This window comes from Agrobacterium sp. 6Ca8 (assembly GCF_055382765.1).
This window is the reverse complement of record NZ_AP026435.1, coordinates 462,106-488,597: the sequence shown is the minus strand read 5'-3', so window position 1 is coordinate 488,597 and position 26,492 is coordinate 462,106. Positions and strand designations below refer to the sequence as shown.

The window sequence follows — 26,492 nt, the reverse complement described above, 5'->3', positions numbered from 1 at the left end:
GCTTATTTCTCCGCGCCAGCGGTCAAACCGCCGACCAAATAACGTTCAAGGAACAGATAGATTGCGATGATCGGCAGCGCGATGAACACCGATGCGGCGGAGATGTCGTTCCAATAGGTGACATATTCGCCCTGCATCGTGGTGATGCCGAGATTGGCGGTCCAGTTGTCCGGCGAGTTGACCAGAAAGGTGCGCGCATAGGCGTAATCGGCCCAGCTGAGCACAAAGGCGTAAAGCGCGGTGGCAGCAAGCCCCGGTGTTGCGATGGGAAGCACGACACGCACCATGGCGCCGATCGGCGAGCAGCCATCGACCATTGCGGCCTGTTCCAGTTCCTTGGGGATCGTGTCGAAGTAACCCTTCAGCATCCAGGTTGCGAAGGGAATGATCATGGTCGAATGTGCAAGCACAAGCGTCCATAGACTACCGATCAAACCGAAGCTCGAAAAGATCGAAAACAGCGGGATAACGAGTAGCGTGGCGGGCAACATCTTGGCTGTGAGAACGAACATTCCCATGGTAGCGCCGCCCCGCATCGAATAGCGGGACAGGGCGTATCCGGCGCTGACCGAAACCAGCATCGACAGCGCAACCGAGCCGACAGCGGCAAGCATCGAATTCCACAGCCACAGAAGGATCGGTTTTGCCGCCCAGACACGGGCAAAAATGTCCCATTGCGGATCGTCCGGCCAGAAAGTCGGTGGCAGGCGGTAGAGTTCGTCGGTGGTGGAAAGGGCGGTAACCAGCAGCCAGTAGACCGGGAACAGGATCATCACCAGCGTAAAGATCACCGTCGCGTAGAGGGCAAGGCTCTGTGCAAAGCTACGTTTCATCAAAGCCTCCTCAGTAGATTGATTTCGAGCGCCGGCCGAGCATCAGCAGGCTGGCAATGATGCAGATCACCAGCGTCAGCACGCCGACGGCGGCGGCGCGACCGAAGTTGTGATACTGGAAGGCCTGGTCGTAGGTCATGATCGACAGCGTCTGGGTTGAACGCAGCGGGCCGCCGCCGGTCAGAACCTTGATGATGGAAAAGTCGCGGAACACCCAGAGCAGGGTCAGCACCAGCGTGACCCCGAGAACCGGCATCAGCAACGGCATGGTGATCCAGCGGAAACGCTGCCAGACACTGGCGCCATCCACCTTGGCAGCGGCGTAATAATCGGCGGGAATGGACTGCAGACCGGCCAGACACATGATCGACACGAAAGGAAAGCCCTTCCACACCATGGTGATGGCAACGGCCCAGAAGGCGGCTGTGGAACTGCTGACCCAGGGGATCATCTGGTCGGTGAAACCGAGCTTGATCGCCAGCCAGCCGAACAGGCCGAAGGACGTGTCGAACATCCATGCAAAGATGACGACCGCGATGATTTCCGGCACCGCCCAGGGCAGCGCCATTCCCAGCCGCGCGACGGTCCGGCCCTTGAAGCGATTATTGGCCAGAAGCGCCGTGCTGAGGCCGACTGCGACGCTGCCGGCCGTTACGACGATAACCAGCTTCAGCGTCACCCAGCAGGCCAGCCAGAATTCCGGCGAGGAGAACAACCATGTGTAATTGCTCAGCGAAAACGGCCGGCTGGCACCGCCAAGCCTTGGTATCTTGACCTGCTGGAACGACAGGTCGATGGCCAAAACGAGCGGCCAGACGATGATGGCGGCAACCATCAGGACTGCGGGCGCGATCAGAATATAGCCTAGGAGATGTTGCCGGCTGGGGCGCGCAAGATCGAAGAACTTGCGACGCCCAGCCCGAACGGGTTCGGTCATGGATGGTCCTCCTGCCGGATGCGGATGATGGCCATGGCCCTTTCCGGGCCACGGCAAGACAACGGGATCAACCCTTGATGGCTTCGGCCTTTGCCTGCATGGTTTTCGCCACCGCCGCCGGATCGAGATCCTGAATGATCATCCGCTGGCTTTCTTCCATCACCATCTTGCTGAACTCGTTGTAGAAGAGCTCAAGTCCGGTCGGAATGCGGTCGATCCCCGCCTCGGACGCGGCCTTCATCGTCTCGATCAGCACCGGAAAATGCGGGATGGTCTTTTCGACACCCGAGACGTCGGCCGTCGGGCTTGGCGGGGTGTTGCCGCCAAGGGTGGCATAGCTGCGCTGGAATTCCGGTGACATCGTCAGCTTGATGAAATCCCAGACCAATGCCTTCTGGTCGTCAGGAATATCGGCCGGCATGGCGAGTACATTGGACGAGCCGCCAAGCGGCGGATGAAGCGGCGGTGCGGCGTAAACGATATCAGCCTTGGCCGAACCTTTTTCGGTGGTGCCGTAAAGCCAGGGGCCGTCCAGCCGCATGGCCATCTTGCCATCGGCAAACAGCTTGCGCACGTCGCTGGCGCTCATGTCGACCGGGCTGATCCCGCTCTTCATCACGGTTTTCCAGCGTGAAAGACCCTCCACCATCTGCGGCGTATCGATGGTGATATTGCCGTCCTTGTCGGTCCAGTAGGCGCCAGCGTCGAGGATATAGTTCAGCATCTCCGTCAGATATTGACCCGGACCGCCTTTCGTTTCATGGCCTGTGCCGAACTGGTCGATGATGCCGTCGCCGTTCAGATCCTTGGTCGTCGCCTTCGCAGCGGCCAGAAACTCGTCATAGGTCTTCGGAACCGCGACGCCCGCTTCTTCGAGAAGCTTCTTGTTGTAGGCCATGACGAAACCGAAATAGTTGGTCATAATGCAGACGGTTTCGCCATTCCATTCGCATTTCTGCTGGCCGGCCCAGCCGGTCATGTCGATGCCGTCCTTCTTCAGCCACGGGTCGAGCGGCTCGAGCCAGCCGCTATCGGCAAACATTTGAAATTCGAAGGACGCCAGATGCACAATCTGCGGCGGCTGGTTGGCCGCAAAAAGCGTCGTCATCGTGTCGGCATAGGAGCTGCGCTCGGCCTTGGTGAATTCGATTTTCACGCCCGGATGCTGTTTTTCGAAGGCGGCAATGGCCGAATGCCACCATTCGCCTGTGCCGGCATCGTCCGTCTGCCAGGAAATGAATTTCAGAACGGTATCGGCCTTGGCCGGGGCAAGGCTGCCCATTGTCATCAAAACGGCGGTCGCGGTGCCGAGCGCCAATCGGCTTATTGTCTTGTTCATGGCTTCCTCCTCCAAAAAACCAGTTCAGATACGTTCAATCAGACCGAGTGCCGCCTCCGACGGCCTTACCCCAAGTCCGGGTCCGGACGGCAGGTGATACCTGCCCTCCCGGCAATCCATGTCGCCTTCCAGCAGGTGACGGTTCGGCTCGAAGATCGAATGCTGGAATTCGTGACCTTTGAGCGTTGGCAATGTCGACGACGCCTGCAGGCTGGCGGCAAGAAATATGCCGGCGCCAACGGTGGCGTGCGGGATGACATCGATGCCGTGCTCGGAAGCAAGAGCACCGATACGGATGAAATTGGTGATACCCTTATGGCCCATTTCCGGCTGCACGATCGCAATGCGGCAGCGCTCGACGCGGGCGCGCATATCCCAATGGGTGCGCCATTCCTCACCAACTGCAATCGGCACTTCGGTATTCTTCGAAACCTTCTCCAGACCGGCAATGTCCTCCGTCCAGACCGGAGCCTCTGCGAACCAAGGGTCGAAGGGCTGCATTTCGGCAATCAGTTCCAGCGCCCGTTCCGGCGTCTGGTTCCAGTGCATGTCGGCGGCAATCTTTGCATCGGGTCCAAGCACCTTCCGGAGATTCGCCATTTCGGCCGCCGGGCCATCGTCTGCCACCGGCGTTGCGAACTTGAAGGCGTTGAAACCGCGGTCCTGCCAGTATTTCGCCAATTCCCCGCGGGCCTTGAGCGTCTTTTCAGGCAGGCCTGAAACATAGGCCGGAAACGTATCCACGCCGCCGCCGAGCAGGTCGCGAACGGACTTGCCGGCTTCCTGTCCGGCAATATCCCATAGCGCAATATCGAGCGCGGCGAGCGCATCCACGTAGAAGCCACCGGTATAACCGCGCACCCGCATCATGTCGTAAAGGTCGTCATAGATCGCCGAAGGGTTCGAAGCATCGCGGCCGATCACGAAACCGGCGAGAAGATCGTTGATGAGAGCGGCGACCGCACCGGGGGCGACGATACCGTAGGTCTCACCCCAGCCCACGACGCCGGCCTCGGTCGTCATGCGCACCAGAACGCTGCGGTCGAAGGTCGGGTAAACCGTGCGATTTCCCTTGCGTACGATATAGCCGTTGGGATTGACCACCTCACCTTCACGCAAGGCGCCGAGATAAGGCACTTTGCGCGGCTGCGTCAGGGTGAAGACTTCGACGCTTGCGATGGGGCTGTTCATGCGGCCTCCACGGCAACGAGGCCTAGTTCGACCAGATTGGCGTCGATATCGGCAATGGCCGCCGCATCAAGCTCGGGTGTCGGCGCACGCACACCGACGCCTTCGATCACGCCGCGGCGGGCCAGCACATATTTGGTCAGCCGCATGCGATAGACCGCCTGCAGCACCAAAAGAGGCAGGGTGCGGACATAAATCCGACGAGCCTCATCCTGCCGCCCGGCAACAAGCGCCCGATCGATGGCAACATGTTCCTCGGCGATCTCCAGCGCCGGCATTGCGGCCGTAGCACCTCGGGCATATTCGTCGAGAATGTAACGCGCGCCGCCCCCGCCGATGACGCCCTTCAGTGTCGAAGGCGCATGGGCGACGATGTGGCTGATGGCTGGGCCTGCAGGAAGCGTCTCTTCCTTGACATAGGTCACCTGCGGCAACGCCCGCACGATTTCCACGATCGCCTGCGGCGAAAGGTCGGAGCCGCGCGGCGCGGGCGCGTTCTGCAGGATGATTTCAACTTCGGGCAACGCCTCGACGATCCTGCCGAGGAATTCGATCAGCGCCGGCGCATCCGTGCCGACCGACTTGGGCACCTGCACCATCAGGTGGCGGATGCCAAGCGCCAATGCCGCCCGCCCGTGCTCAACCACATCACGCCAGTCGGCCGCACTTGCCCCGGCCACGACCGGCACCCGCCCGGCCACCACATCCACGACAATTTTCAGCAACGCCGCACGCTCGGCGGCATTCAAAGTCTCCACCTCGCTGGCGAAACCGGGAAACACGACACCATCGACGCCCTTGTCGAGCGCAAAGACCACCAGTCGCTTCATACCCGCTTCGTCAATGCCGCCATCAGCCAGAAACGGCGTAGGCAGAACAGGCAAAATCCCCTTAAGGCCAGCCAACATCTTTCTCCTCCCGATTAAGTATCATATTTTGATACCTTGAATTCACTAATTGACACTATATAGACTTGCGACCTATGACAAGCCCCAAGATGAAATGAACGAGGAGGTTCAAGACATGGCAGCAGCGGCGACATCGATCATCGTTGATTGGGGAACGACATCACGGAGGGCGGCGCTCGTTGATGAAGGCGGCGAAGAACTCGATCATCTTGAAACCGCCGACGGTATTTCGAGCCTTGGCAAGGGTGAGCACGAGGCGGCGCTGATGGATGCACTCGCACCCTGGTTCTCAAGCCATGGGGCCTTGCCCGTCGCCGCACTCGGCATGATCACCAGCCGAAATGGCTGGGTCGAGGTCCCTTATGTGCCGTGCCCGGCCGGCCCGACGGAACTTGCCGCCGGCACGGTGCGCAGGTCGCTGCCGAACGGGTCCGATCTCGTGTTCCTGCCCGGTCTGACCGATCCCGCCCGCCAGCCCTTCCCGGACGTGATGCGCGGTGAAGAAACCCAAATCGTCGGCCACGGCCTTGGCGACGATGCCACCTTGATCATCCCTGGAACACACAGCAAATGGGCGCGGGTGACGGCGGGAAGGATCGATGGCTTCCAGACATTCGTCACTGGTGAAATCTTCAACCTGCTTATCAATCACTCCTTCATCGCGCGCGGTTCCACGCAGCCGCCGGTCGATGATCAGGAGGCCTATCGCTGGGGTCTGACAGAGGCAAAACGATCCGCCGCCATGCTGTCGCTGCTGTTTTCGGCGCGAACCGGCGGGCTTGCGGGCCGGCTTTCGCCGGATCAGTTGCGATCCTATGTGCGAGGACTGGTCATCGGGCAGGAGTTTCGGCAAGCCCGCGAGGCCGGATGGTATGCGGAAGGAGACGAGGCAGCTATCGTCGGCAATGACGGGCTGAACGATCTCTATCTGGTTGCCGCCGATGTGTTCGGGCTCAAGACATCCATGGGTGCGGATGACGCCCTCACAAAAGGCGCTCTGACTGTCCTGCGGCAAGCGCTTTTATAACCCTTGCCGATCGCCGGTTGCCGAAATGGCGGCATCCGGCTTTCAAGACAATCTTTAGGGCCAATCATGTACGACTTCCCAGCCAATATCGGCACCAGCCGCCACGAAAATGATATCATTGCCGTTCTGGCCCGCATTCAGCGCATCGGCCTTCCAGACAATCCGATCGCCTTTTATGGCTCATCCTCGTTTCGAATCTGGAGCTCCATCACCGAGGATCTCGGCTCGCTGGAGATCGTCAATCTGGGATTTGGCGGTGGCACTTACCTCTCTGCCAGCCACTACCTCGACCGGCTCCTGGTTCCCTTGAAGCCAGGTAGAGTGGCGCTTTATTTCGGCGAAAACGATATTGCCAGCGACGGCCTCAAAGCGCAGACGACGCTTGCGCACCTGCAGGATTTGCGCGATCGCATCTCTCGAGCGCTACCGCAGGCGCACGTCTTTGTTCTGGCGATCAAGCCCAGTCCGGCGCGCTGGATATACCGCCACGAATTCGATCTTTTCAACCAGACGGCGCACGAATGGTGCAACGGCCGCGAACACACGACATGGCTTGATCCGAACGCCGGCCTCATTGGTGAAAATGGCCTGCCGATGTTCCGTTATTATTTATCCGATCTGGTTCACCTGAATGCGGCAGGCTACGCGGTCTGGTCGGAAGCGCTTAGAAAAAAGTTGGGTCTGCTGAACTGAGACAAGGGGTATCTTTATCTTTAGCTCTTGAAAGGAGCCGAACTGTCCCCAGCATTGTTCACAGGCTGATTTCCATTGGATTTATAGAGCACGTCCGTTGAACGCGGAATCGCGTTTAGGCCCCCTTACTGGCGGAATTCTAATTCCATCGCTCCGATTGGTGATTTGGTCGCGGGCAACATGCCCTCAGCTTTCAACGATGATCTGCGTAGCCGCGTTCTAGCTGCGTCACGGGATGGCATATCGACGCGCTCAGCAGCGTCCAGATTTGGGATTTGTATTTTGACAGCCACCGCGTGGATTGCGAGCGAGCAGGAAAGCCGGCTGACCCGGCAAAACAGGGACGACTCCGTCCGCCGGGGCGGCCTCTATCCGGCACTGAAGGATCTTAGTTGAGCCTACCCGCCCTAAGGCGACAGCCAACAATGTGCACAGGCTGAAAGACGTGGTCTCGACCACCGACGACGAAACGGTACACCTCGACTCCGACTCCAGAACCGCCGCCAGGATTTTTCGGGCCATCGTCGAGGCTTATTTGCGCTTCCGCCGTAACTCGTCGCCATGAATGCCAAAGTGCTGGATGATCATATCGACGTTACGGCGGTGCGATTTGAAATAAATATCAAACAGATCACCGAAGACAGGAACACTGCCCACAAGAGCATCCATGGCGATGTTGCCAACCATTCGCGCAAGCTTTTCCTGCGGCACACCAAGGCGGCGCGCTTCATTGACGATATAGAGGCCGACAATCGCGCCCGCACCATCACCAATCAGTGGCAGCAAACCCATGATGGAATCTGCACCAAAACGGATTCCCGTGCCAGGAATGCGGATCGCTGTGTCCATCATACGAGCGATGCCCGACAGCCGCCGCAGACGGCGGAGCCGCTCAGCACCATCCACGAAGTCGTCCGATGTGCCGTGGGCGTTCCACGTTCTCGCTGTCATACAATCGTGCTCCATAAAAGAGATATGCCTCAGCCTAATATGAATGGGGATGTGGAGAGTTGCGTTCAAGAGCGTTGCGCAAGCTATCTGCATCCATTGAAACCGAACCAGTTACGCTCAATCTCTCGGTCCTGCCTATGTGACAGCACCAATCGCCCTTCATCGCTCAGGACCTACACCCCTTTTTCGATTCCGATAGGCCACAGTAATTTTAAGAAATATTTTCCCTTACATTGGCGCGACTACAGGACTGCTAGGTCGAGAGAAAGATGTGAGGCACGCCCTTGCATCTTTAACGTCTTTCGCGAGTTAAAGCTGATCTTCATTAAGTAGATGCGGACATGGCACATATTTTTTGAGTTCATCGGTGCATCTAAAGGCGGACTGCTGATGGACACTGGCGCTTTAACAACAAACGACATCGGAAAACTTATGGCCGTTTCTCATCAAGGTCCGCTGGCTAACACCAGGCTTTCTGGACGAACGATTCTCATTCTGATTGGCGTCGCGGTCATCCTGCACGTGGGTCAGGAAATCTTCGTGCCATTAGCCTTGGCTCTCCTCCTGACATTCACTCTGGCACCTATTGTCTCCTTTCTCCGAAAACACTCTGTGCCCAAGATTGCCGCCGTTATTATGGCGGTCGCCTCAGCCTTCATGGCAATTGCGCTGTTCAGTTTCGTCGTCGCCACGCAGGTGACAAATCTTGCCGAAAACATCCCGACATATCAGCGCAATATCGTCACCAAGGTTCAGGCGCTCAGCCAAGCCGGATCAGGCAATGGTGTGCTCGAACATCTGAGCAAGGTTGTCGAGCGTGTCGGCGCCGAGTTGCAGACACGCGCCGTCGAAAGTCAGGACGAGCAGTCGACCGCACCAACCATGCGAGAGCCGATGCCCGTTGAAATCGTCACGCGATCCCATCCGGTCGAGACACTTGGCAATTTCATTCTTCCGCTTATCAGCCCGTTTGCAACGGCAGGTTTGGTCATCGTTCTTGTTATTTTCATGTTGATCGAGCGTGAGGACCTTCGCGACAGGTTTATCAGGCTGGTTGGACTTGGTGACCTGCATCGCACGACGGCAGCGCTGCAGGACGCTGGAAAACGGGTTGGGAAATACCTTCTGATGCAATTGGTGGTAAATGCCCTTTACGCCTTTCCCATCACCATTGGGCTTTGGGTGCTTGGCATTCCGAACGCGATTCTATGGGGTCTGCTGACGCTGGTTCTGCGTTTCGTGCCCTATATTGGTCCCGTTATCGGAATGGTGTTGCCGCTGTTCCTCGCCCTTGCAATCTCTCCCGGCTGGTCGTTGGTCGCGTGGGTCGCGGCACTTTTCATCATCACCGAACTGATCAGCAATAACGTCGTTGAGCCTTGGCTCTATGGTAGCCACACCGGCTTGTCTCCGATGGCGATCATCATCTCCGCAATCTTCTGGTCCTGGCTTTGGGGACCACTGGGGTTAATGCTGTCGACACCTCTCACGGTGTGTCTGGTCGTTCTTGGCAGATATGTCCCCGAGTTCAGTTTTCTGGACGTTCTGCTCGGAAATGAACCAGTCCTCCAACCGCAGGAAAAGCTTTACCAGCGGCTGCTCTCCGGCGACCCCAACGAAGCGACTGACAACGCCGAGGAGTTTCTCGAAGAGGAATATCTCATCGACTACTACGAAAAAGTTGGTCTTCCTGCCTTGATCCTGGGCGAAGCGGACCGCCAGCGCGGCGTGATGACAGAGGCTCAGATCGCGCTTCTTGCCTCCAGCGCCCATGCCCTCATTGAAAATCTTGCAGAGATTGCGAGCGAAGAGGAAAACGAGGGACTGTCGGAAGACGAACAGACTTCCGCGCCAGAGACCAAAGAGACAATCGCGCTACCGGACGGTAAAGGCAGATCAATTCTATCCCTGGGAGGCCGAGGGGCCATGGACGACGCAGCGTCAGCGATGTTATCGCAAGTTCTCTTGGTTCAGGGTGCGCAGATCAGACAAGCAGACTATACAAGAATTGAAGGGCGAGATTTGAAGGCTCTGGTGGCTGACGATATCGACACCGTTGTCGTTACGTTTCTCAATGAGAACTCGAAATCGCACGCACGACAGATCGTCCGTCGTTTGAAGCGTGTAAGACCTTCTCTTCGTGTCGGCATATTGTTGCCGATGGGAGAGGGCGGGCGCGAAGCGCCAATCGACCCTCAAGACATAAGCGCCGACTTCGTTGCCGCTTCGCTGACGCAGGCCGTCTTGTCGGCCCTGAGCGACACAGGCCCTGTGGCCTTGAAAAGCCCCGTGAGAAAAGTGGCGCGCCAGCGCCGAGTGCCGCCGGTGGCTGCCTGAACGCAGCCACGAGAAGTCTGTCGATGTTACCAAGGGGCACGCATCTCGTCTCCTGGATCATAACGCATAGGACCACCCGAAAGCTTCAGCGCCTGAACTTGCGCACGCTCATCACCGCACAAACCTGCTTTCTGGAAAAAGCACGATGCATCGATACAAAGATTGAAAACGTTACGCGTCTCTAGGTATCTACTGCGAACTAAGAGCAGTCAGGTCTAAAGCTTGACAGTTGCGACATCAAAAGCGGCCTGCGGTTGTGAGACCTTTCAGCTTGGAGTCTCCCCTTGCTGAAACTTGGATTTGAGCCACTGATGTATGGATGACGTTCCCGCCAACAGTGAACCGCCGTCTTCTACAACACCGCCATTGAGGGAGGTAACAAGCGCTCCGGCTTCCTGGGCAATAATCTTTCCAGCCGCGTAGTCGTAATGGCTGAGGCCGTCTTCGAAATAGCCATTTAGCCTGCCCGCGCCAACATATGCGAGATCAAGTGCGGCCGAGCCGAGTCTACGGATGCCTGCTGTCTCGTTGGTGATGGTATCAAGGGCGCGGAAGAAAGCACTGCGGTCCATCGACTTCAACTGTCCGTGGATCGGCATAGATAGAGATATGATGGATTCTTCCGGCTTCTTCTCTTCCAACCGTGTCAGTTCCTTACCGTTCATCCGGGCACCCTGCCCTCGAACTGCCGTGAACATCTCGTCCCGCAATGGGTCAAGGACGACGCCCAGTATTTCGCCATCGTCGTCGCAAAGAGCGATGCTGACAGCAAAATAGGGAATGCCCCAGATGAAGTTGCTGGTTCCGTCAAGCGGGTCTACCACCCAACGGCGTCGTGCGTCTGGCTTGCGCGTACCGGTTTCTTCACCCACGAAACCGTAGCGATCACCTGCCCTTGCCAGAACTGCGGCAATAGCCTCCTCGGCAGCAAGATCGGCCTTGGACGCATAATCACCCAAAGCTTTTCGTTGAACACTATCGCGGGACATGGCGCCGAAATGCGTCTTCAGTTCAGCGCCTCCGGCAAGTGCGGCGGACAATGCAAGCTGCATCAGTTTGTCAAGCGACCGGTCCGCCATCTCATACTCCCGAGGGTAGAAAAGTTATCGTCTCGAAATCCACACCGACGCGAGAGTCGAGATCGAGTGCGTGTCGTGTTTCCACCGAGATGGTCGCACCGTTCTCAAGTCGAAGGCTCTGCGTCCAGGCCTTGCCCATGAAGCGGCGATCTTTCACCGTTGCATTGACGAGAGCGCTGCCGTTTTCGCGGGTCATTACCTGTTCGGGACGTACGACAAGTGTGCCTTTACCGCGGTGGCCGCTTCCTGTGATAGGAAGTCGCGATCCGTCAGCCATCTGGAAGCCGGCCTCATCAAATTCACCCTCCAGAAAGTTTGCGCTACCGACGAACTCGGCAACGAAGCGGTTCGCCGGTCGCGAATAAATTGTTTCGGGATCTGCAAGCTGCTGCACGATTCCATTCTGCATCACGGCGATCCGGTCCGACATTTCGAGGGCTTCTTCCTGATCATGCGTCACATAGATTGCTGTGAGACCGAGTCTCTTCTGCAGACTGCGCAGTTCATGGCGAAGAGCCACGCGAAGACGCGCATCAAGGTTGGACATGGGCTCGTCCATGAGAAGCAGCGGCGGGTTGATGACGAGTGCACGCGCCAGCGCGATGCGCTGCTGCATACCACCACTCATTTCTGCGGGATAGCGCTTCTCGACGCCGTGAAGCTCGACCTGGGCCAGTGCGGCCCGAACCCTTTCAGCAACTTCGTTCTTCGGAACCTTACGCAGTTTGAGCCCGTAAGCGACATTGTCGAACACGGTCTGGTTTGGCCATAGCGCATAGTTCTGAAAGACGAAGCCGATATTTCTGTCCCAGGCGGCGAGCGAGGTCACGTTCTGCCCGTTGAACAGGATTTTTCCGCCATCGATTGGGTGGAAGCCTGCAATGGCGCGCAATAGTGTCGTCTTGCCGCAACCGGACGGCCCTAGCAGCGTGAAGAATTCGCCGGGCCTGATCGTGAGGCTGATGTCTTTCAGAACTGCATGATTGCCAAAGGTCTTGGAGACGGCGTCGATGACGACCTCGCAGCCTTGGGTTGGAGTTTTGGAAGATGAGGTTTCAACCACCGGAATTTCCTCGAATTTGGCCGTAGCGGACAATGAAATAGAGAGGGATGTAAATGATCAGCATCAGCAGGATGGTCTGTGCCGCGGAGACACCGAAATCGGCATCGACCAGCGTGTTTTCGAAGATCACGGCTGTCATCGGCTTCCACGGCGGACGATAGAGAACGATGGTAGACGACAGCTCCGTGACGATGTGAAGGAAGGTGAGCGTTGCACCGGTTACCGCACCCGCCAGAACCAGAGGTGCCGTTATGGTGAAGAAGACCCTGAATGGGCGCGCTCCAAGACTGATTGCGGCCTCTTCGAGAGCCGGGTGAACGCGCCTCAGGGCCGCCTCCGACGCCTTCACCGTAAAAGGCAGGTTACGAATGAGATAGGCAAGGAGAAGGATGAACCAGGTGCCGGTCAGTTGCAGCGGCGCCTTGTTGAACATCATGATGAGACCGATACCGAGCACCGTGCCGGGAATGACGTAGGGCATCATGACGGTGAGGCTGAGAACGGGGGCAATGATCCGGTAGCGCTTGCGTATAATCACATATGCAATCCCCAACCCGATTGCTGTTGCCGCCAGCGTTCCGGCAATACCAAGCGACAAGGTCACCCAAGCCGGCCCCATGCCGGTGCGCCACATAGTGGCGTAGTTCTCCAGCGTAAAGTTCGCCCTGGGCAGGCCGACCCGCCATTCCATGAAGCTGGAAACCAGCACCGTCAGGTGGGGCGTGAATGCCATGAGAAGGGCAATGATGACCGCGCCAAGCACTGTGACATGAGTAAGAGGCGATAGCGGCTTGCGTTCCAGCGCCCGCGACGACACCACGGCAAAACCGCGTCGCGCCAAATAGATTTGCTGCGCCATGAGGAACAGGCTCGAGATGGTGATGAGCACCATCGACCCTGTGGCCGCAAGCGCCGGATTGCGTCCTGCCTCACTCAGGAAGGACGTATAGATCAGAACCGGCAGTGCGTTGACATCGAGGCCAATGATGCGCGGCGTTCCGAAGTCAGACAGGGCTGCCATCGTTGCCAGATAGAGACCGGTGATGATGCCGGGAAGTGCCAGCGGAATTTCGACCGTCATGCGCACACGAGGCGGCTTGGCACCAAGGCTTTCCGCTGCCTCGATATGGCCAGCGTCCAAACTCTGAAACGAGCTGTGACTGAGCAGAAAGATGATTGGAAAGACCAGCCAGGTGATGACCCAAATGACGCCATGCAAGCCGACAATCGAGACATCGAGGCCGAGATAGTTGGTCAGAACGCCGTTTCGTCCCAGGAGCAAGCGCCAGGCGTACGCCCCCAGAAATGGTGGAGACACGGACGCCATAGTGACAAGAAAGACGATAGCAGTGCTGCCCGCGACCCGGTAACGTGCGATAAGATAAGCCAGCGATACGCCGATCAAAGCGGCAAGTCCGGTGGACGTCAACGCGATCAGCAGGCTGTTTACCGTGGCGGAAAGGGTTTCCGAGCGTGTAAAGAAGTCGGTATAGTGGACAGCAGAGAGCGACAGCGATTTGTTTTCGAAGGTGATGTAGGCGTTCGCGGCATGTGAGAGCAGGACAGTGTTGAGCGACTGCGCGTTGATATCTAAGGGTGCTGGTGAAGTTGTCGCGAATAGCCCCCGGGGCGCCTGCTGCGAAAGCGTGAACCGAGCCGAGCCCAGATCGAGTTCAAGTAAACCTGCCTCGTCCTTACCAACCGAAATCGGCTCTTGCGAAGAGAGGCGCAGCGTTCGGTCATCCTGGACGTCTACAGTCAGACTGTCAGTCGAACTCAGCGTTATCGCAACGCCGTCAGAAAGTTTAGCAACGCTGTATCGGGCGGTCATCTCCGGGACGAATTGCAAGCCGTCTTTATTATGCAGAAGAGTAAAACGGCCGCCCTCCTCCAGGAGGGAGGCGGCCATGAGGCGAACCTGCGGGACAACAATCGTCAGGCCGCAGAGCACGAGCGCGACGATTGAAAATATCAGCCAATTGTCGCGCAGCACCTTCATTTTCCGCGAAGCTCCTGAAAGCGAGCCACGACCACAGGGCGCGGATCGACAGCGGATACGATCGTGAGCGTAGCCATGTCAGGCAGAGCGGCGGGAGGCGTTACATCCTTGCGTGCCGAGCGTCGAACGGTGGCGTCGCGAACGATTTCATGCGCCGTCTTGCTGCCGAGGAAATCGATGAAGCTCTTGGCGTCTTCGATGCGCTGTGCGCCCTTGACGATGGCTTGCGCATCGATCTGGCCGGTAACCGCATCGGTCGGATAGACGATTTCGATCGGCAGACCTTGAGCCTTCCACTTGGCACCCAGATCCTCGTTAATCCAGCCAACTGCTGCTTCACCGTCGCGTACGGCGTTGAAGGCGTCATCGGAACCGGGAGCAATGCGCGCACCCTTGGCCATTTGACCGACGAAATCCCAACCGAAATTGCCAGCAAGAGCGGAAAGAATGACATAGCCGGTGCCGGATTTTGCAGGGTCTGGAATAATCAGGCCACCGTTCTTTGCGAAGTCCTGTGAGACGAGATCTTTCTGCGTCCTTGGTATGGAGCCGGCCTCGACGCGTTTGGTGCTGACGACCAGCGGCTGCAGCAGCACCGTGAACGGATGCCAGATGTGATTGGGATCGTTAGTCACCATGTCGGCGTCGGACTTGCTTTCGAACGATTGGAAGAGGGCTGCATTTTCTTCGAAGGTCTGCGTCGGTCCGCCCCACATGACGTCTGCCGAGGAATTGCCACCTTCTGCACGCAGGCGCTCGATCAGCTCGCCAGTACCGCCGCGCACGACGGTCACCTTCACATCCGGATTTTCCTTGGCAAAAGCGTCGAGGATGGGAGCAGATGTCGCCTCCCCATGAGCGGTGTAGACCACAAGTTCTCCGGCATTCGCGACACTGATGATCGACGCCGACGCCAACGCGCCCGCCATGATACGCCGCAAGGTCCATTTCAGCATGACTATGTTCCCTTTTTAAAGTCACTGAGAAGAAGGCGACCCTATTAATCCATTTACCAGATTAAAAATCAAGCCGCCTTTTCTGCGGAATTACGGTCCTTACGTTACAGTATTATGACTGAAGGCTAAGATTATCTGCATTGCGAACTGCTTGACGCCCATAGGCTGGGCTGATAAATTCCATTTAATTTATTAAATAGGAATTGGCCCCGATGAGCTTGATGGGCAGCAATCACACATATTCCGGCCGCTACAACCGTCGCCTCGTTTTCGATCTTATCCGATCTGGCAATGGCATAAGCCGGCGTGACCTTGTTGATGTGACAGGCTTGAAGCCGCAGACCATGTCCAATATCTGCAAGGACCTGATAGACCGTTCAGTGGTTGTGGAAACCATCCAACAAGAGGGCGCGCGCGGTGCGCCGCAAAAGAAGATGTGGGTCAGGGCCGAGGCCGGCTGCTGCCTGGGTATTCACGTGGATCGCGACGGGCTTCTGGGCATCGTCTGCGATCTGGCGGGGCAGGAGTTGGGTCGCGAAACCGCCTCCGCATCGCTCGAAGATCCATCCGACACCATCCGTGCCATTGCCGATATGACGCAGCGTCTGCGGTCGGTTACGGCGGATCGTCCCGCCTGGGGCATCGGCATCGCGATGCCCACATTGCAGGAGGCCGAATTCGAACATCCCGTCGGCCCGCCGGGTTGGGATGCGTGGAGCCGTATGCCGGTGGCGGAAGCCATAGAAGATGCATGTGGCCTCCCCACCATTATCGAGAATGACGCCACAGCCGCAGCAGTTGCCGAACTGAGGGTGGGAAGTGCGGGAGGACTGAGCCACTACGTCCATATTTTCGTCGGGCACGGACTTGGGGCAGGCATTATCAATGACAGCATGCCGCTCCAGGGATTTTGGAACAATGCCGGAGAAATCGGTCTCCTGACATGGCCGGCGGAACTTGCCAATCCAGATGCGGGGAAACAGACACCGTTTTCGATCGACGAGCTTGCAGCGATGCTGTCGTGCGAAAGCAGGGAGATTGCGCGGCCTGGGGCATTGGAGAAACTTTACGCTCAACGCGACAGTATTCTGATGCGATGGCTCGATCTCAATTCAAAGCGCCTGCGGTTGCTGGTGTCGCTGCTTGAAAACATCATGGACCCGCAGACCATCGTGGTTGGAGGGCACTTTCCACCAGCGCTCATCAATTCCCTCATCGACCGGGCCTATCCCCTTTTGCCGTCAGTCAGCGCCCGAAGCCACCGCGAAATTCCCCGGCTGTGTGCTGGCGCTCTAGGGCCGGAGGCCGCCGCGATCGGCGCTGCCATGCTACCTGTGATTGCCCATGGCAGCCCAGACTTCAGGCGCCTCTCATCCATGCGCGGACGCAGCCAGACGATCGATTTCGAAAGACGCTTCGATCGGGTCGCAGGCGCGCCAACGGATGACGACACGTCATCCTGATTTACATAACTCTTGCCGACAGGACCAAAACATGAAAATCGCAATTGCCGGGCTCGGCTTTCGGCTTGCCAATGTCATTGCCTCCTTCCGCAAGGCCTGCCCTGAACTGGAAATTGTCGGCTTGATGGACCCGCAGCCTGCTGGGCTGCCAGCCATTCAGTCGGCAGGCATGGCGGCGCCGCGACGTTTCGAAACCATCGAGGCTATGCTGACGCAGACGAAGCCGGATCTTCTTATGGTCGGTTCGCCCAATCTTTTCCATCTGGAACATATCACCGCGGGATTGCGCGCAGGCGTGCGGGTTTTCACGGAGAAGCCGGTGGTGATCGACGAAAACCAGACGATGACGATGGCGCGTCTGCTTGCCGAATATGGCGATGAAAGCGTTATGGTGGGGCTCGTTCTGCGGTACTCTGACCTTTATCGGGATCTGCGCGCAGCGCAGACGCAAGGTCAAATCGGCGCCATCACGTCGATTGAGGCATCCGAGCATATCGCACCCTACCACGGAGCGTTCTTCATGCGGGACTGGCGACGGCATACGCGCTATGCCGGGCCGTTTATCTTGGAGAAATGCTGCCACGATCTCGACCTCTATGGCAGCGTTGTTGGGCAGCGGGCCATGGCCGTTGCCAGCTTCGGCGGCCGAAAGTCGTTTATCGCGGAAAACAAACCGGATCAGTTCTCCGCGTTTCAACAGCGGGAATTCTATAAAAAGCCGAGCGGCTGGCTAGAGGGTGGCGCGGTGTTTGAGAGTGACGGCGATATTATCGACTATCAGACCGCGATTATCGAATATAATGGCGGGGCGACGATGACGTTTCATACCAATCTCAACGTTCCAGATCAGTTTCGCCGCTTCTGCGTGATCGGTAGCAAGGGAATGGCCGAAGGCGATTTCATCCGCAATCGCTTCGAGGTGCACTCTGCAATAACAGGCGAAAAGCTAGTCGAGCGGCGTTACGAGGGGCACGAAAGCGATCACTATGGCGCAGATGATCAGATGGCCTCGGATATCTACAGGCATCTGACCGAGGCCTCTCCCCTGCCCGTCAATATCGTCTCAGCCTTGGAAGCGGGGCTCGTCGCGATCAAGATCGATGAGGCACGCCGTGTCCGGCGCACCATCGAGCTTGCTGAAACCTGGCAGCGCTTCGATGACGCGCTTCGCACCCCTCATGTGGCTGCCTGAGGCCGCGATTATGACCATGCCAGCGTCTTTGTCATCCGTTATCATCCGCAACGCCCGACCGTCCGATGAGACGGCGATCCTCGACATATGTGTGCGCACTTCGGATCGAGGCGAAGACGGATCACAATACTACTCTGACCCGAGACTTCCCGGACTCTTATGGGCGCTGCCCTATGTCCGCTTCTGCGCAGAAACTGCATTCGTGCTGACGAAGGATGACGTCGTCATGGGCTACTGTGTCGCCGCACCCGATACGATTGCCTATGAAAATTGGCTCGAGGCCGCATGGTGGCCGTCCTTGCAGGAAGAGCTCCGCGATTTCGAAACACGGACAGTAGAGGATGAGAACGTTCTTTCCTATATTCGAAGCGCAAGAAAGACCCCGGCTGAGGTCACACGGCCCTACCCCGCCCATCTGCATATCAATCTTCTGCCTGAGATCCAAAATGGCGGCCATGGGTCGTCGCTGCTGCGACATCAACTGGATTCTTTAACGAGGTCTGACGTAAGAGGCGTCCATCTAGGCGTTAATCAGTATAACGAAAAGGTCGTAGCATTTTACGCCAAATTCGGCTTTGTGGAAATTGACCGGACACCATCGATCGTGATGGCGAAGCGACTGATTGAATGAAATACTTAAAGCGCGTCGCGATCTCTAACGTCGCTCTTCAAGCTGTAGCGCCTTTTGTTTTCTTTTGTTGAAGCTCGAGGATAACCAAAACTTTTCCAGAAATGATTTTCATGACGAGCTGGCTTTTATAGTTCACTCCGTTTTGCGACAAAGTGTCTTTTGCCCTGAAGGGGTACGAACCCGCCGAACGTCATTTGTTGTCAGACTTTTTGGAGCAGTTCCATTGGCTTAGAAACACAGTGGAATGGACTCAATCGAAAATTATTGATGAATTTCGTTTAGGTATTCAGCGCGTTATTGAGGTCGTGCAAACCGACCATCAGCATCATGGGATCGGACGGAGAAGACAGGAAGCCGACGGCTTCGTAGAAGGCTCGTGCGTCATCAGAAATCGCATGGACCAGCACGCCGCGGATCCCGAGCACTTCAGCGGCATTCAGCAGGCGCAAACCCGCGTCGCGCACCAATGCCCTGCCGATACCACGCCCTTGACAGGATTGATCAATGGCGAGGCGGCCAAGCACTGCAACTGGGATTGGATCAGGCATATTGCGCCGAAAGCGACCAGGCACTTCCGGCGGTTTCACGAAGCCAGAGGCCAGGGCGTAGTACGCGATGACGCGGCTCTCGTCGCACACGACAAAGGTCCGCGACGCGCCGCCTGCTTGATTGGCCCGGGCACGGCGCCGAAGCCAGTCGTCCAGTTCAGGCACTCCAGAATTGAATTCGGCCAGTTCGTGATGATCGGCCAGAGGGACTGGTGCGCTGAGAGTCACGCCTCATCCCAGGGCGCTTTGGTCGACATCGTGCGCTTTAGACGCTCATTGGGCTGTGCAGGCGCATCGAGACGGGCAAGATATTCGGCATAAATTTCGGGGCTTACCGTGACGATTGTACGGTCGAGCAGCACCTCCTCCGCACGGCGCTCGGAAGCTTCCAACATGAAATCTGTGCGCGTTTTGCCGAGCAACTCTGCGGCGCGATCGATCAAGTTGCGAGTAGCAGGTTTGATGCGCATATTCAGCGGCACACTTGCGTCCGGGCTCTTACCCGTGTGTGAGGTCGGCATGGGAAACTCCTATCCAAGCGCATTTATATAGCGTAACGACATTATCTTTACAAGCGTCGTAAAGATAATGTCGTTACATTCGCCTGCGGACGAGCGCACGACAGACGCCGGCTTGAAGCATAACCTCATGGGATGTTGTCACGTTAAGTTACCTAGGCCGAGAAAGGCAGCGGCTCGAATTTTCAAGCGATGCAGGCAGCAATTTTCGATGCATCGAACGCTTCGAGGCGGTAGCGAATTGTTTGTGCGGCGCGGCGGCGGGCGGAAACAGAAAAGCGATGTGGGTAGCGCAGTGCATAGAAACGAACTGTTGCAACGCTCCCGGCGATTAGCGACCGTGCAGGGTTCGTTCTCGGTTGGAAACGGCAGATGGCGGTTCTCGGCCCGATTGTTGAAGCTGTTGTGCGACCAATTGTTAAGGCCGGCAGCCACGTCCGCATTTGCCGCACTCGTAGGAGCGCAGCTTGTCAGTGATGATCCGCTAGGGAGCAAAACCACAGCGCTTCATCAAAGACACGACTAGGCGCTTGGCCTCCCTTTTGTCACGTCGCTTCTGTAATATTTCTTCGAGAACAACGCCATCCTGATCGACTGCGCGCCCAATCCAAAACGTGGGCAACGGCAAGGCGTTTAGCGTGACAACGCCTCTTGACGGGCTAAGGCCACTAGGCGCTGCAGGAGGCATACGCCGCCGCTCGGAAGACGTTGATCGCCAGGGGATATCCTTGAGATAGGAACGCATAACCTTACTGATTGCGCGGGGTTCAAGACAGGCGGAGCGCCCGGAATAGCCGTTATGTGCGTGAGGCACCTACGCCCCTGTCAACTTTCAATAGAAAGTCTAATACACCCAGACAGTCGTTGACCGGGCGAGATCGTTTCGACGCCGCGGCTATTTCGCTCTGGTTCCGGTAAGCCAAGTGCTCCGGCGACCATGGAAACGGGTTCAAGACAAAGATAGCGGTCCATACGGTGGGCAGCGAGATTGCTAAAAACAGGGTCGGCCTCGAGCAACAGTGAAAAACTGTCAAAACCGATGCGCGCATATGACCAGTCGGTGAAGTGCAAGGTGTATCCCGTCGAAGCAGGAATGGTAGGTTTCGAGCGGGGCACCGCTTGCTGGCCGGTTGGCACGTTCCGCACATCGAGGGGATATTGCAGTTTGGCATCGGTGCTGGCGTCGCAGCCCAATTCTGCCGAAAAATAGGGATGCCAGCCAAGCGAAACCGGCACAGGCCGGTTTTCCAGATTGGTTATCGACAATTCCACCGTCAGACGGTTGCTTTCAAGCATAAAAGATTGTTCAGCGCGGAAGGAAAATGGCCACTCAGCATCCGGCTTATAGTCAAGCACCAGCGTGCACTGATCGGCCGCCAGGATGGAAATATCCCACGATCGTCGGTGAGCAGGTCCATGCATGGCATCAGGCGAAAGGGCGGGATGTGGAAGAAGGTCGTGCCGGATATCCGCGTGAACGAATGAGCTGCCATATAACCTGTTGTGGTAAGGAATGAGCGGATAGGCACCTGCCCTCGGCCAGTTCAACGGGTCAAAAGACTCCCCCGCTGTCGGCACCAGAATATCGCCGTGATCCTCGTGGTGCAGATGCGTCATCCTTCCACCCCAGGAAGGGCGGAGGCGGGCCGAAAGCTTCCTGAAGGCAATCGTAACCGTTTCAGGCAAAAGCATATGAGCCATCAGGCCGCTTCGGCACGCGTCGCTGCCAGTGAACATAGCCATCTTCCTGCATGGCCTTTTCATCCATCTCGACTCCCCAACCCGGTCGGTCCGGCCTCAGTTCCAGGTATCCATCCTTTGGCAGGTAAGGGTCGACAACATAGCGCGTTTCATCCTCGCGTTTTTCGAGGTCGGTGCCACCATAAACATAGCACTGCCCCTTCGGCAGCCTGTATTCAAGAATACGGAAATTCTGCTGGGCGGCGGAGAAATGCACGTTGACGGCGGTGGCGAGCGGCCCCATCGGGTTGTGCGGCGCGATGCTGACGAAATGCGCCTCTGCCAGCGTGGCGATGCGGCGCATTTCCGAAATACCACCGACAACGCAGATGTCGGGTTGAATGATATCGGCGCCCCGGACTTGCAGAAGACGCAGGAAGTCATTGCGATTGTAAAGACTTTCACCCGTTGCCAGCGTGCAGTTCAGCCCCTGCTTCAGGTCTCCCCACATCTCGATATTTTCCGGACGCAACGGCTCTTCGAAAAATAGCGGATCATAAGGGGCAAGCGCATTGCCCAGTTGACGAGCGGCAGCAGGCTCGAAAATCTTGGCATGCGCGTCGAAGGCAATATCGTAGTCGGGCCGCACCGTTTCGCGAAGCGAGCGGAAATATTCGGCCGAACTGCGCACCACCTCACCCCAGCGATGGGCGTGAATATCGACGCGCCATGGGCTTAGCTTGAAGGCTGTGAACCCCCAATCTTCGTTGAGACGATCGAATTCTTCCCTTGCCGCCGGTGCATCCGGTGCCGTGTAGACGCCGGCGTAAACCTTGATACGGTCACGCACTTCGCCGCCCAGAAGCTTGTAGACAGGCACGCCTGCCGCCTTGGCGGCAAGGTCCCAGAGGCAATGGTCAAGCGCTGAGATTGCCGAAAGACCAAGTGCTCCGGGCGGAAAGCGGTTTTGTTGGAGGAGGAGATTGTAGAGATACTCGACCCGAGTCGGATCCTGCCCGGCAAGGAAGCCGTAGAGGTAATCCAGAACCGGGGGCAATGCGAGATCGGGGCCGTGATTGTAGCATTCGCCCCAGCCGGTCAAACCGTCATCGGTATCGAGAGCGACGATAACGCGGGGGCGGTCCTTGTCGCGGGTAACGAATACCCGCATGCGATCGATTTTCATGCTTTGGTCTTCCTCTTGAATTGCGAGAAGCAACAGCCGCGCTGTTATCTGGCAGCAGCTCCGTTCTTGATCTCGGGCGGCTCGACGTAGCGGAACCTTCTCGTGCGGTCGCGGTCGCGCGGATCCGGGCGCGGAATGGCCGACAGAAGTGCCTGCGTATAAGGGTGATCCGGCGCGTTGCAGACTTTTTCGGCGTCTCCCACCTCAACAAGCTTGCCGCGATACATCACTCCGACGCGGTCGCACATGTATCTGATGACGCCGATGTCATGGCTGATGAAGATGTAGGCCAGGCCAAGTTCGTCCTGCAGCCGCATGAGCAGGTCCAGCACCTGGAAACGCACCGAAACATCGAGCGCCGACGTCGCCTCATCCGCAACGATGATACGCGGCCGGAGCGTGATGGCGCGGGCGATACCGATGCGCTGGCGCTGGCCGCCGGAAAAGGCGTGCGGATAACGCTCACGTCCGGCAGGGTCCAGACCCACCTGCTCCATCAGGGCGCAGACGCGCTCATCCAGCTCCTTGCCTTTCGCAATGCCGTTGACCAGCAGCGGCTCGCCGATGACCTGTGCCACCGTCATGCGCGGATTGAGCGAACCGAACGGATCCTGAAAAACCATGCGCAACTCACGCCGCGCCGCTTTCAGCTCCGCACCTTCGATTTTGGCAAGATCGACCACCGTGCCATCCGCCCGGCGATAGCGCATCTCGCCCCCGGTCGGATCGTAGAGGCGCATGATCGAGCGGCCCATGGTGGTCTTGCCGGAGCCGCTTTCGCCGACGATGCCGAGCGTTTCGCCCGGAAGCAGCTTGATCGACACGCCATCCAGCGCCTTCATCTCACCGAAGTGCATCGAGAGGTCGTTCACTTCCAGGATAGGCGCCGCGGCAAGATCGAGCGGCGGGCGGGCAAGCCGGATTTCCGCCTTCTGCTCAAGCTTCAGAACCGAGCCGATCAGCATGCGCGTATAGGGGTCTTGTGGATTGTGGAATATCTCATCGACTGTGCCATATTCCTTGGCGACGCCGTGATGCATGACCAGCACGTCATCGGCAATCTGCGCCACCACGCCCATGTCGTGGGTGATGAACAGCACCGCCATGCCATGCGCCTTTTGCAGCCGCGATATCAGGTCGAGGATTTCGGCCTGCGTCGTGACGTCCAGCGCGGTTGTCGGTTCGTCGGCGATCAACAGTTGCGGTTTGCAGGCCAGCGCCATGGCGATCATGGCGCGCTGGCGCATGCCGCCGGAATATTGGAAGGCATAACGATCCAGCGCCTTTTCGGGGTTGGGAATTTCCACCTGTCGCAGCAGCTCGATGGCTTCCGCCCGTGCCTGCGCCTTGCTCATCTTCAAGTGCAGCCGCAGAACTTCGGTGATCTGATCACCGACGGTATGCACCGGCGACAGCGACGACATCGGCTCTTGAAAAATCATCGCGATGTCTGCGCCGCGCACCGAGCGGATGGCCCGGCTGCGCGGATCGAGCTTTGCGAGATCCAACGACGTGCCGTCGGCACGGTTGAGGATGATCGACCCGGAAGCGATGTAACCGGGGCTGTCGATGATCTGCAGGATCGAGCGGGCGGTGACGGATTTGCCCGAACCGCTTTCACCCACAACGCAGAGCGTCTTGCCGGGATCGATGGAAAAAGACAGATCGTTTACCGCGCGGAAAATGCCGTTTCGCACGGGAAATTCGGTGACCAGATTGCGGACGTCAAGCAGCGGTCGGTCTGGCTTCATGGAGAGAATATCGCTCATCCGGGGCCTCACTTGTTATAGGGGTCGGCTGCGTCACGCAGACCGTCGCCGAGCAGATTGAGCGCCATGACGGCAACGACAACAGCCACGCCGGGCAGGAACAGCCACGGCGCGGTTGCGATCGAGCGAATATTCTGCGCCTCGCGAAGCAGCACGCCCCAGGAAATGGTCGGCGGCTGGAGGCCAAGACCGAGGAAGGACAGCGAGGTTTCCGCAAGGATCATCGCCGGAACGGCAAGCGTGACCGAGGCGATGATGTGGCTCGAAAAACTCGGCAGCATATGGCGGAAAATGATGCGCCCTTCCGGCACGCCATCCAGCCGGGCTGCCGCCACGAACTCTTCCGTCCTCAATGACAGGAACCTGCCGCGCACGACGCGGGCAAGCTGCGCCCAGCCGGTCAAGGACAGGATGATGGTGATCATCATATATTGCAGCGTTGCCGGCCAACCCTGCGGCAGGGCAGCGGCAAGCGCCAGCCAGATGGGAATGGTCGGCAGCGACAAAACGAAGTCGATGACGCGCTGCATGACAAAATCGATGCGGCCGCCGTAATAACCGGAGATACCGCCCAGAACGACACCGAGAAGCAGCGAGAAAAACACGCCGACGAGACCGATGGACAGCGAAATTTGCGAGCCCTGTATTACCCGGCTGAAAACATCACGGCCAAGGCGATCCGCGCCGAAAAGGAAGAGCGGTCGGGTCTTGTCGGTCGAGGCCAGCAGATGGATATCCGTGGTGAACAGGCCGAGCACCGAATATTCGTAGCCGCGACCGAATAGCTGGATCGGGATTTTCTTGGCCGTATCTTCGACGAACACCGCCGCCAGCGTTTCGGGATCACGCGTCAGCTTCAGCGGATAATAGTGCAGACCAAGCGAGAGGCCGTCCGTCGTATCGATGAAATGCACACGTTGCGGCGGATGGAAGGTGGCGCGCGCATTCTGCAGAACCGGATCGTTGATGGCGAAGAAACCTGGCAAAAGCGCGACGATATACATTGCGATGGTGACGAACAGGGCGGCCATGGCCAGCCTGTGGCGCTTGAACGCCCACCAGATCAGTTGCCATTGCGAGGCGACGGCAGCGCGGTCCGGCCGGGTATTGGTGGTGATGGCGATATCGCTCATGGCGCCCTCCTATTCGAGACGGATGCGCGGATCGACCAGCGCAAGAAGGATGTCGCTGATGAGTGATCCGATCAACGTCAACCCGCAGATCAAAAGCACAAAGGCGCCGGCGAGATACATGTCCTGCGCCATCAGCGACTGCAAAAGCAGCGGCGCGGCCGTCGGCAGATTGAGCACGATAGCAACCACAACCGAGCCTGAAATGAGATTGGGCAACAGCCATGCAATCGTGGAAATGAATGGGTTGAGCGCAATTCTCAAAGGATATTTCGTCAGCAGCCGGAACTCGGACAATCCCTTTGCGCGCGCGGTGGTCACGTATGGTTTGGGTAATTCGTCCAGCATGTTTGCGCGCATGACGCGGATGAGGCTTGCCGTGGAGGATACCGCGAGGATCGCAACTGGTAGCCAGATGTGGGCCATCAGATCCATCATTTTGGCGATGCTCCACGAGGCAGTCTCGTACTCCGCCGAAAACAGCCCTCCGACATCGGCCCCAAATTCCACCGCCGCGACATACATCAGCACCAGCGCCAGAAGGAATGACGGTATGGACAGGCCGAAAAAGGAGAAGGCGGTAAAAAGATAATCGCCGATTGAATATTTGCGCACGGCGGAGAAGACGCCGATCGGAAGTGCGATGGCCCAGGTTGCGAGAAGGCTTGCTATGGCCAGAACCAGCGTCAGCGCCATGCGCTCCCAGATGAGGCCGGAAACGGGCTGCTGCCATTCGAACGAGATGCCAAAATCGCCGCGACTGATAATGCCCCATATCCATTTGAGATATTGCACGATCATCGGGTCATCGAGGCCGAAGCGCTCTCGCAGTTGCGCCGCCGTATTGTGGTCTATGACTTCGTTCGACGCAGCAAGCGTGGCGATGTAAGTCGTCACGTAGTCACCGGGTGGCAGCTGGATCAGTACAAAGGCAAGAAAACTGACGGCGAACAGGGACGGTATCATCCACAGCAGGCGTTTTACGATAAATAGCAGCATGACGTTCTCGCAATCACGTTTTACCACACGCGCCGCCTTCCACTACGAGACGGCTTGCGGGTGGTC

Annotated in this window: 23 protein-coding genes and 1 pseudogene; 6 read left to right on the top strand and 18 right to left on the bottom strand. The window is 57.8% G+C overall.

The window, feature by feature from the left end:
• Window positions 1-2: 2 nt before the first annotated feature.
• The 5 genes from ACZ5A6_RS26035 to ACZ5A6_RS26015 all read right to left on the bottom strand — a co-directional run bounded on the left by ACZ5A6_RS26035 (window position 3) and on the right by ACZ5A6_RS26015 (window position 5,205).
• Window positions 3-833, bottom strand: coding sequence for a carbohydrate ABC transporter permease (locus tag ACZ5A6_RS26035; RefSeq protein WP_003492168.1), 831 nt, complete (start codon window positions 831-833; stop codon window positions 3-5).
• 10 nt (window positions 834-843) lie between these two features.
• Entirely contained in the window at window positions 844-1,770 is a 927-nt protein-coding gene (locus ACZ5A6_RS26030; protein ID WP_464111458.1) for a carbohydrate ABC transporter permease, read from the bottom strand.
• A gap of 67 nt (window positions 1,771-1,837) precedes the next feature.
• Entirely contained in the window at window positions 1,838-3,109 is a 1,272-nt protein-coding gene (locus ACZ5A6_RS26025; RefSeq protein ID WP_065687603.1) for an ABC transporter substrate-binding protein, read from the bottom strand.
• Between the two features lie 24 nt (window positions 3,110-3,133).
• On the bottom strand, window positions 3,134-4,300 hold the full coding sequence (locus ACZ5A6_RS26020; protein WP_013637451.1) for a mandelate racemase/muconate lactonizing enzyme family protein: 1,167 nt from the start codon (window positions 4,298-4,300) through the stop codon (window positions 3,134-3,136).
• Complete coding sequence (locus tag ACZ5A6_RS26015; RefSeq protein ID WP_464111457.1) at window positions 4,297-5,205, bottom strand: dihydrodipicolinate synthase family protein; 909 nt, start codon at window positions 5,203-5,205, stop codon at window positions 4,297-4,299. The genes ACZ5A6_RS26020 and ACZ5A6_RS26015 overlap by 4 nt, the downstream gene beginning before the upstream one ends.
• 115 nt (window positions 5,206-5,320) lie before the next feature.
• On the opposite strand from ACZ5A6_RS26015, the gene ACZ5A6_RS26010 reads away from it, so the two are divergent.
• Together ACZ5A6_RS26010 and ACZ5A6_RS26005 are read left to right on the top strand one after the other, a co-directional pair.
• Entirely contained in the window at window positions 5,321-6,232 is a 912-nt protein-coding gene (locus tag ACZ5A6_RS26010; RefSeq protein ID WP_464111456.1) for a 2-dehydro-3-deoxygalactonokinase, read from the top strand.
• 66 nt (window positions 6,233-6,298) lie between these two features.
• Complete coding sequence (locus ACZ5A6_RS26005) at window positions 6,299-6,925, top strand: GDSL-type esterase/lipase family protein (protein WP_142851299.1); 627 nt, start codon at window positions 6,299-6,301, stop codon at window positions 6,923-6,925.
• 531 nt (window positions 6,926-7,456) lie between these two features.
• Here ACZ5A6_RS26005 and ACZ5A6_RS26000 read toward each other — a convergent pair.
• Window positions 7,457-7,876, bottom strand: coding sequence for a DUF4112 domain-containing protein (locus tag ACZ5A6_RS26000; protein ID WP_076844305.1), 420 nt, complete (start codon window positions 7,874-7,876; stop codon window positions 7,457-7,459).
• A gap of 432 nt (window positions 7,877-8,308) precedes the next feature.
• Between ACZ5A6_RS26000 and ACZ5A6_RS25995 the strand changes: the two genes are divergently transcribed.
• Complete coding sequence (locus ACZ5A6_RS25995; RefSeq protein WP_464111607.1) at window positions 8,309-10,213, top strand: AI-2E family transporter; 1,905 nt, start codon at window positions 8,309-8,311, stop codon at window positions 10,211-10,213.
• Window positions 10,214-10,479: 266 nt separating this feature from the next.
• Here the strand turns inward: ACZ5A6_RS25995 and ACZ5A6_RS25990 are convergent, their stop codons facing one another.
• From ACZ5A6_RS25990 to ACZ5A6_RS25975, 4 genes are read right to left on the bottom strand one after another with little or no spacing between them, the layout of a single operon-like run.
• Window positions 10,480-11,292: an inositol monophosphatase family protein gene (locus ACZ5A6_RS25990; protein WP_464111455.1), complete on the bottom strand. Its 813-nt coding sequence runs from the start codon at window positions 11,290-11,292 to the stop codon at window positions 10,480-10,482.
• A 1-nt stretch (window position 11,293) separates the two neighbouring features.
• A complete protein-coding gene (locus ACZ5A6_RS25985; RefSeq protein ID WP_003517174.1) occupies window positions 11,294-12,355 on the bottom strand; it encodes an ABC transporter ATP-binding protein in 1,062 nt (353 codons plus the stop codon).
• Window positions 12,348-14,354: an ABC transporter permease gene (locus ACZ5A6_RS25980; protein ID WP_464111454.1), complete on the bottom strand. Its 2,007-nt coding sequence runs from the start codon at window positions 14,352-14,354 to the stop codon at window positions 12,348-12,350. The genes ACZ5A6_RS25985 and ACZ5A6_RS25980 overlap by 8 nt, the downstream gene beginning before the upstream one ends.
• Window positions 14,351-15,310 carry an extracellular solute-binding protein gene (locus ACZ5A6_RS25975; RefSeq protein ID WP_464111453.1) on the bottom strand — a complete coding sequence of 320 codons (960 nt, stop codon included), beginning with the start codon at window positions 15,308-15,310 and terminating at the stop codon, window positions 14,351-14,353. Before ACZ5A6_RS25975 ends, ACZ5A6_RS25980 begins: the two co-directional genes overlap by 4 nt.
• Window positions 15,311-15,522: 212 nt before the next feature.
• Here ACZ5A6_RS25975 and ACZ5A6_RS25970 point away from each other — a divergent pair, with 212 nt between their 5' ends.
• From ACZ5A6_RS25970 to ACZ5A6_RS25960, 3 genes are read left to right on the top strand one after another with little or no spacing between them, the layout of a single operon-like run.
• A complete protein-coding gene (locus ACZ5A6_RS25970; RefSeq protein ID WP_464111452.1) occupies window positions 15,523-16,773 on the top strand; it encodes an ROK family protein in 1,251 nt (416 codons plus the stop codon).
• Window positions 16,774-16,804: 31 nt separating this feature from the next.
• Window positions 16,805-17,965 carry a Gfo/Idh/MocA family protein gene (locus ACZ5A6_RS25965; RefSeq protein WP_112681656.1) on the top strand — a complete coding sequence of 387 codons (1,161 nt, stop codon included), beginning with the start codon at window positions 16,805-16,807 and terminating at the stop codon, window positions 17,963-17,965.
• Complete coding sequence (locus ACZ5A6_RS25960; protein ID WP_464111451.1) at window positions 17,931-18,596, top strand: GNAT family N-acetyltransferase; 666 nt, start codon at window positions 17,931-17,933, stop codon at window positions 18,594-18,596. The genes ACZ5A6_RS25965 and ACZ5A6_RS25960 overlap by 35 nt, the downstream gene beginning before the upstream one ends.
• A 278-nt stretch (window positions 18,597-18,874) precedes the next feature.
• On the opposite strand, the gene ACZ5A6_RS25955 is transcribed toward ACZ5A6_RS25960, so the two are convergent.
• From ACZ5A6_RS25955 to ACZ5A6_RS25920, 8 genes and pseudogenes are all read right to left on the bottom strand, one after another.
• On the bottom strand, window positions 18,875-19,372 hold the full coding sequence (locus tag ACZ5A6_RS25955) for a GNAT family N-acetyltransferase (protein ID WP_112523883.1): 498 nt from the start codon (window positions 19,370-19,372) through the stop codon (window positions 18,875-18,877).
• On the bottom strand, window positions 19,369-19,665 hold the full coding sequence (locus tag ACZ5A6_RS25950; RefSeq protein ID WP_019565754.1) for a type II toxin-antitoxin system TacA family antitoxin: 297 nt from the start codon (window positions 19,663-19,665) through the stop codon (window positions 19,369-19,371). The genes ACZ5A6_RS25955 and ACZ5A6_RS25950 overlap by 4 nt, the downstream gene beginning before the upstream one ends.
• A gap of 182 nt (window positions 19,666-19,847) precedes the next feature.
• Window positions 19,848-20,278 (bottom strand): annotated as a pseudogene (locus tag ACZ5A6_RS25945) (DDE-type integrase/transposase/recombinase); the annotation flags it as partial.
• Between the two features lie 209 nt (window positions 20,279-20,487).
• Entirely contained in the window at window positions 20,488-21,354 is an 867-nt protein-coding gene (locus tag ACZ5A6_RS25940; RefSeq protein WP_464111606.1) for an aldose 1-epimerase, read from the bottom strand.
• A complete protein-coding gene (locus tag ACZ5A6_RS25935; RefSeq protein WP_013637437.1) occupies window positions 21,341-22,528 on the bottom strand; it encodes a galactarate dehydratase in 1,188 nt (395 codons plus the stop codon). The genes ACZ5A6_RS25940 and ACZ5A6_RS25935 overlap by 14 nt, the downstream gene beginning before the upstream one ends.
• Before the next feature lie 44 nt (window positions 22,529-22,572).
• The gene (locus tag ACZ5A6_RS25930) at window positions 22,573-24,297 is read right to left on the bottom strand and encodes an ABC transporter ATP-binding protein (protein WP_019565751.1); all 1,725 of its coding nucleotides are present in this window, start codon (window positions 24,295-24,297) and stop codon (window positions 22,573-22,575) included.
• A gap of 8 nt (window positions 24,298-24,305) precedes the next feature.
• Window positions 24,306-25,430, bottom strand: coding sequence for an ABC transporter permease (locus ACZ5A6_RS25925; RefSeq protein WP_025591532.1), 1,125 nt, complete (start codon window positions 25,428-25,430; stop codon window positions 24,306-24,308).
• A 9-nt stretch (window positions 25,431-25,439) separates the two neighbouring features.
• The gene (locus tag ACZ5A6_RS25920; protein WP_003517191.1) at window positions 25,440-26,426 is read right to left on the bottom strand and encodes an ABC transporter permease; all 987 of its coding nucleotides are present in this window, start codon (window positions 26,424-26,426) and stop codon (window positions 25,440-25,442) included.
• Window positions 26,427-26,492 lie beyond the last annotated feature (66 nt).

Excerpts from the sequence above, each read along its gene's own strand:
- ACZ5A6_RS26035 (WP_003492168.1), bottom strand. The coding sequence starts at position 833 with ATGAAACGTAGCTTTGCACAGAGCCTTGCCCTCTACGCGACGGTGATC.
- ACZ5A6_RS26030 (WP_464111458.1), bottom strand. The coding sequence starts at position 1,770 with ATGACCGAACCCGTTCGGGCTGGGCGTCGCAAGTTCTTCGATCTTGCG.
- ACZ5A6_RS26025 (WP_065687603.1), bottom strand. The coding sequence starts at position 3,109 with ATGAACAAGACAATAAGCCGATTGGCGCTCGGCACCGCGACCGCCGTT.
- ACZ5A6_RS26020 (WP_013637451.1), bottom strand. The coding sequence starts at position 4,300 with ATGAACAGCCCCATCGCAAGCGTCGAAGTCTTCACCCTGACGCAGCCG.
- ACZ5A6_RS26015 (WP_464111457.1), bottom strand. The coding sequence starts at position 5,205 with ATGTTGGCTGGCCTTAAGGGGATTTTGCCTGTTCTGCCTACGCCGTTT.
- ACZ5A6_RS26010 (WP_464111456.1), top strand. The coding sequence starts at position 5,321 with ATGGCAGCAGCGGCGACATCGATCATCGTTGATTGGGGAACGACATCA.
- ACZ5A6_RS26005 (WP_142851299.1), top strand. The coding sequence starts at position 6,299 with ATGTACGACTTCCCAGCCAATATCGGCACCAGCCGCCACGAAAATGAT.
- ACZ5A6_RS26000 (WP_076844305.1), bottom strand. The coding sequence starts at position 7,876 with ATGACAGCGAGAACGTGGAACGCCCACGGCACATCGGACGACTTCGTG.
- ACZ5A6_RS25995 (WP_464111607.1), top strand. The coding sequence starts at position 8,309 with ATGGCCGTTTCTCATCAAGGTCCGCTGGCTAACACCAGGCTTTCTGGA.
- ACZ5A6_RS25990 (WP_464111455.1), bottom strand. The coding sequence starts at position 11,292 with ATGGCGGACCGGTCGCTTGACAAACTGATGCAGCTTGCATTGTCCGCC.
- ACZ5A6_RS25980 (WP_464111454.1), bottom strand. The coding sequence starts at position 14,354 with ATGAAGGTGCTGCGCGACAATTGGCTGATATTTTCAATCGTCGCGCTC.
- ACZ5A6_RS25975 (WP_464111453.1), bottom strand. The coding sequence starts at position 15,310 with ATGCTGAAATGGACCTTGCGGCGTATCATGGCGGGCGCGTTGGCGTCG.
- ACZ5A6_RS25970 (WP_464111452.1), top strand. The coding sequence starts at position 15,523 with ATGAGCTTGATGGGCAGCAATCACACATATTCCGGCCGCTACAACCGT.
- ACZ5A6_RS25965 (WP_112681656.1), top strand. The coding sequence starts at position 16,805 with ATGAAAATCGCAATTGCCGGGCTCGGCTTTCGGCTTGCCAATGTCATT.
- ACZ5A6_RS25960 (WP_464111451.1), top strand. The coding sequence starts at position 17,931 with ATGACGCGCTTCGCACCCCTCATGTGGCTGCCTGAGGCCGCGATTATG.
- ACZ5A6_RS25950 (WP_019565754.1), bottom strand. The coding sequence starts at position 19,665 with ATGCCGACCTCACACACGGGTAAGAGCCCGGACGCAAGTGTGCCGCTG.
- ACZ5A6_RS25940 (WP_464111606.1), bottom strand. The coding sequence starts at position 21,354 with ATGCTTTTGCCTGAAACGGTTACGATTGCCTTCAGGAAGCTTTCGGCC.
- ACZ5A6_RS25935 (WP_013637437.1), bottom strand. The coding sequence starts at position 22,528 with ATGAAAATCGATCGCATGCGGGTATTCGTTACCCGCGACAAGGACCGC.
- ACZ5A6_RS25930 (WP_019565751.1), bottom strand. The coding sequence starts at position 24,297 with ATGAGCGATATTCTCTCCATGAAGCCAGACCGACCGCTGCTTGACGTC.
- ACZ5A6_RS25925 (WP_025591532.1), bottom strand. The coding sequence starts at position 25,430 with ATGAGCGATATCGCCATCACCACCAATACCCGGCCGGACCGCGCTGCC.
- ACZ5A6_RS25920 (WP_003517191.1), bottom strand. The coding sequence starts at position 26,426 with ATGCTGCTATTTATCGTAAAACGCCTGCTGTGGATGATACCGTCCCTG.